General features: G+C 76.1%; 5 protein-coding genes. 1 reads left to right on the forward strand and 4 read right to left on the reverse strand.

The features are described 5' to 3' along the window. From JNW98_RS33570 to JNW98_RS33580, 3 genes are all read right to left on the reverse strand, one after another. Positions 1 to 446 (reverse strand): Rv1733c family protein (locus tag JNW98_RS33570; RefSeq protein WP_223772077.1); only part of this gene is annotated, 446 nt, incomplete at its 3' end. 160 nt (positions 447 to 606) lie between these two features. Further along, the gene (locus JNW98_RS33575) at positions 607 to 1461 is read right to left on the reverse strand and encodes an MOSC domain-containing protein (protein ID WP_223772078.1); all 855 of its coding nucleotides are present in this window, start codon (positions 1459 to 1461) and stop codon (positions 607 to 609) included. A gap of 92 nt (positions 1462 to 1553) precedes the next feature. Further along, positions 1554 to 2081: a DUF6643 family protein gene (locus JNW98_RS33580; RefSeq protein WP_223772079.1), complete on the reverse strand. Its 528-nt coding sequence runs from the start codon at positions 2079 to 2081 to the stop codon at positions 1554 to 1556. Between the two features lie 200 nt (positions 2082 to 2281). On the opposite strand from JNW98_RS33580, the gene JNW98_RS33585 reads away from it, so the two are divergent. Then, positions 2282 to 3586 carry a TerD family protein gene (locus JNW98_RS33585; RefSeq protein WP_223772080.1) on the forward strand — a complete coding sequence of 435 codons (1305 nt, stop codon included), beginning with the start codon at positions 2282 to 2284 and terminating at the stop codon, positions 3584 to 3586. Between the two features lie 13 nt (positions 3587 to 3599). Here the strand turns inward: JNW98_RS33585 and JNW98_RS33590 are convergent. Further along, on the reverse strand, positions 3600 to 4743 hold a 1144-nt coding region (locus JNW98_RS33590; protein ID WP_372459387.1), incomplete at its 5' end, for a glycosyltransferase.

The raw sequence follows: 4743 nt of genomic DNA on the forward strand, positions 1-4743 counted from the left end.
CCGTCCAGCGGGCGGCCCGCGAGCCGGCCCCGGTCGTCCGTCCAGAGCGGGAACCGGCGGCCGGGGGCCTCGGCGCCCCGCAGCGGTACGAGGCCGGTGCGCGAGCCGCCGTCGGGGCTCGGCCAGCGGGCCAGGACCCGGTGGTAGCCGTCGCGCCCCGGCGTCCCCTCGCGGTCCCCCGCGGTGCCGCGCACCGGCTCCGGGCGGAGCGCCACCGCGCTCACCAGGTGCCGGTGGGACTGCTGTTCACGGGCCGTCCGCCGGAGCACCGCGTCGGCGGACGTACCGGCCAGCAGCCCCGCCAGCGGCCCGACGACGAGCATCAGGACCACCGCGGCCACCCCGATCCAGCTCTCCAGCACGTCGGTGGGACGGCGCAGCGGGTTGCGCCGCCAGCGCCAGGCGGACCGCCGGGCCCAGGACCGCATCCGGGACGTCGCGTTCATGGAGCTCACCCCCCTGCGTCTCATTACCTCACAGGAGGCGGCGCATGCGGGAACGGACGGGGCTCAGGGCGGAATCACTCCCGGCGGACGTCCGGGGGCCGCGCGTTGACGCGCCGGGGCGTACGGGAGCGCGCCGGCGTACGGGAAGGGGAGGGACCGGTCAGTCGAGGACCTCGAACGGGTCGCCGGCCCGCAGCACCCCGGGATGCTCGGGGATGAGGTTCTGCCCGAAGACGAGCCCCGTCGCACCGCGCCGGTGGCGGCCCAGGGTGTGCAGGGGCTCCCGGCCGCGAGCGGCCGTGCGCTGGTCGGTGGTGGTGACGACGCAGCGTCCGCAGGGTTTGACGACCCGGAACGCCACCTCGCCCAGCCTGACGCGGCGCCAGCCGTCCTCGGCCCAGGCGCCGGTGCCGCCGACCACGACGTTCGGGCGGAAGCGGTCCATCGGCAGCGGGCCCTCGTCCGGGTGGTCGCCCCCGGCGACGAGCGAGTTGAGCGCCGCGAGCGAGGCGGCGGTGGTGAGCAGCAGCGGGAAGCCGTCGGCGAACCCGACGCGGTCCTCCGGGCGCCCGTACCGGAGGTCGACCGGGCGCCGGACCGCCGGGTCGTCCATGTGCACCAGCCGGGCGTCGACGCCCAGGAAGGCGGTCACCCAGGCGTCGGCCGCTGGGCCCGCGGGCACCGCCTCGACCTTGTCCCGGAACACCTCCACGGTGACCGTCCCCCGCCGCCCGGGACCGGGCACCGGCACCTCCAAGGGCGCGGCCCCCGGACCGGAGATCCGCACCCCGCCCCCGGGCAGCGCGCGAGCGGAACCCAACGCGAGCCGGGGCACCTGGCGTTGGGTGAGGAACCGGCCGTCGGGCGCGGTCACCATCCACCGCCGGTCCCCGGCCAGCCCCCACGGCTCGACGGCCGCCTCCCCCGGCGAGCCCCCCGCCATCGACTTCACCGGGTAGACGTGGAGCGAGAGGAGGGAGGGCACGGGTGGGGCGGGAACGAGGGGGATCGCCATGCGGTCATCCTGCCCGTCCCGGGCCCGTGCGCACCCGCCGGTTTCCGGCGCGTTCCGCGCCGGGCCGGCCCTCTCCCGCCGTCGGCCGTCGGTCAGTAGCTCCCGGGACCGGAGTACGGGCGCTGCTGCTGGTACGGGTCCTCGTACGAGCCCGGCTGGCCGGGCTGCGCGCCCGGGCCGGGCGCCGGGCGGGGGGCCACCGGGCGCATCGCGTCGTACCCCGCCGGACCGCCGGGGGCGGGCGGGCGCTGCTGGTACTGCTGCGGGCCGGGATAGCCGCGCGGCGCCGACGCCTGCTGCGGGATGTACGGCGCCGGGGCCTGCTGGAGGCCGCCCATCTGCGGGCCGCCCTGGCCGTACTGCGGGGGCTGCGGGGCGTACCCGCTCTGCAGCGGCTGCGGCACCGGCGCGGCCGCCGGGCCCGGGCCGTGGCCGGAGGGGCCCGAGGGGAGGGCGGGCAGCGCGGGCAGCTGACTCCCGCCGTCGAAGGGCGCCGACACCCGGATCGGGGCGATCTGCGGGGTGCCCCGCTCGGCGACGAGGCTGTCGTAGATGGGGGTGTCCGGGAACGACGACGCGGAGTAGTAACCGCTGCCGTAGGCACTGCGGGGGGAGGTCATAGCCCTTAAGTTAAGCCCACGATGTGCCGGTTGGGGAGTCAGGTACCCGGGTTGGTTCCGGAGGCCCCTGCGGCGCCCACGACCAATCGGGGCGAAGGCGGAGAATTCGGGGGCCACGGTACGTTGGACCGGTGCAAGGGACCGGATCGTTCAGGGCCTGATCGGGGGCCCGTCCGGGAATCGCTCTACAGGGGTGGCAGATGGGGATGCTGAAGGGCACCAATGTCCGGATTCCGGCGCCGGCGGTGCGGATAGAACTCGGCTGGCGGACCGGCCCCGGCGTACCGGACGTGGACGCCTCCGCGCTGCTCCTCGCCGGGGGCCGGGTCCGCTCCGACGCGGACTTCGTCTTCTACAACCAGGCCGTGCACACCTCCGGCGCGGTACGGCACGAGGGCAAGGTGCCGGCGGCCGGCGCGGTGACCGACACCCTGGCCGTCGACCTGGCCTCGGTCGAACCCGACGTGGAGACCGTGGTGCTCGCGGCCTCCGCCGACGGCGGCACGTTCGGCCAGGTGCCGGGGCTGTACGTGCGGGTCTTCGACGCGGCGGGCGGCGCGGAGCTGGCGCGCTTCGACAGCGAGGACGCGTCGGTCGAGACCGCCTTCGTGCTCGGCGAGCTCTACCGGCGGCAGGGCGAGTGGAAGTTCCGGGCGGTCGGCCAGGGATACGACAGAGGGCTCGCCGGGCTGGCGACCGACTTCGGGATCTCGGTGGACGATCCGGGGCCCGCTCCCGTCGCGCCGCCCGCTCCCGTGGCCGCGCCCGTCGCGCCTCCCGCCCCGGCGGCTCCCCCCGCGGCCCCGCCCGCACCGGCCGCCCCGCCCGCACCGCCTGTCGCGGCCCCCGCCGCCCGGTCCGTGAACCTGACCAAGGTCACGCTCACCAAGCAGGCCCCGTCCGTCTCGCTCACCAAGCAGGGCGGCACCTCGGGCGCGCTGCGCGTCAACCTCAACTGGCAGATGCGGCAGCAGGAGCCGGCCAAGGGCGGCGGCTGGGGCCGCCGGCTCACCCGGGCGCTCCAGGGCGACCTGGACCTCGACCTCGGCTGCCTCTTCGAGCTCAACGACGGGACGAAGGGCGTGGTGCAGGCCCTCGGCAACTCCTTCGGCTCGCTCCAGCGCCCGCCCTACATCCACCTCGACGGCGACGACCGCACCGGCGCGGCGGCGCAGGGCGAGAACCTCACCATCAACCTCGACCACAGCCGTGACTTCCGGCGCATCCTCGTCTTCGTCACGATCTACCAGGGGGCCAGCAGCTTCGCGGGCCTCCACGCCACGGTCACCCTCCAGCCGCAGCACGGCGCGCCCATCGACTTCTCGCTCGACGAGTGCACCGTGCCGTCCAACGTCTGCGCGCTGGCGCTCATCACCAACAACGGCGGCGACCTCGTCGTCCAGCGCGAGGCCCGCTACCTGGTCCCCGACCGGGGCGTCAGCCCGCAGCGCACGCTGGACCACGCGTACGGCTGGGGGATGAACTGGACGCCCGGCAGGAAGTGAGCCGGCCGGCCGGTCAGGGCCGTTCGGAGGGCGCGGCCTCGGGGCGGGCGTACGTCCGCCCCTTCCAGGCCGCGCCCCGGCCGCGATAGTGCTGGACCGCCGAGTCGACCGTCATCAGCAGGTACAGGGCGGCAGTGAACGGGAGCAGCGGCGCGAGCCACGGCGGCTGCCGGTAGTAGCGCAGCATCGGCAGGTACGTGCCCGTCATCACCGCCCACGCCGCCGCCCCGGCGACCAGGGCCGGGAGGCTCCCGCCGGCGGCGCCGGCCAGGACGGCCGCGGGCGGGGCCAGGTAGACGACGGCCAGCCCGGCCACCGTGGCGAGCAGCAGCAGCGGCTGGTACAGGAGTTGCGCGTAGGCGCTGCGGGACACCATCCGCCACAACTGCCCCAGGCGTGGGTAGGGGCGGATGCTGTCCACCTGCTCGGCGAGGCCCAGCCAGATCCGGCCGCCGGACCGTTTGACCGCGCGCGCCAGGGTCACGTCGTCGATCACCGCGTGCCGGATCGCGTCCGGGATCCGGGCCCGCTCCGCCGCCTCCCGGCGCAGCAGGACGCAGCCGCCGGCCGCCGCCGCCGTCCGGCCGCCCGGCCGGTTGACCCAGCGGAACGGGTAGAGCTGCGAGAAGAAGTACACGAAGGCCGGGACGATCAGCCGTTCCCACGGGGTGACCACCCGCAGCCGGGCCATCTGCGACACCAGGTCGAGGTCGGCCGCGCGGGCCGCCTCGACGAGGGCGCGCAGGCTGCCGGGCGCGTGCGCGATGTCGGCGTCCGTCAGCAGCAGGTACTCGGCGTCGGTCCGGGCGCGGGCCAGCGCCATGCCGTGCCGGACGGCCCACAGCTTGCCGGTCCAGCCGGGCCCGGGCTCGCCGGGGGAGTTTACGCTCAGCGGCAGCCCGCCGCGCTCGGCGGCCAGCGACCGGGCGAGGTCGCCGGTGCCGTCCGTGCTGCCGTCGTCGACCAGGAACACCTCGGCCCGGCCCGGGTAGTCCTGGGCGAGCAGCGACGGAAGGCTCTCCGGGAGCACCTCCGCCTCGTCCCGGGCGGGGACGACGACCGCCACGGACGGCCAGTCGTCCGGCGGCCGGCGGTCCGGCGGTGTGAGGTGTGGCGGTGTGCGGTGTGGCAGGCGCACGTCCGTACGCCAGAAGAAG

Origin of the sequence: Streptomyces huiliensis (assembly GCF_020037025.1) — a bacterium.
GTDB classification, from domain to species: Bacteria; Actinomycetota; Actinomycetes; order Streptomycetales; family Streptomycetaceae; genus Streptomyces; species Streptomyces huiliensis.

Excerpts from the sequence above, each read along its gene's own strand:
- JNW98_RS33575 (WP_223772078.1), bottom strand. The coding sequence starts at position 1,461 with ATGGCGATCCCCCTCGTTCCCGCCCCACCCGTGCCCTCCCTCCTCTCG.
- JNW98_RS33580 (WP_223772079.1), bottom strand. The coding sequence starts at position 2,081 with ATGACCTCCCCCCGCAGTGCCTACGGCAGCGGTTACTACTCCGCGTCG.
- JNW98_RS33585 (WP_223772080.1), top strand. The coding sequence starts at position 2,282 with ATGGGGATGCTGAAGGGCACCAATGTCCGGATTCCGGCGCCGGCGGTG.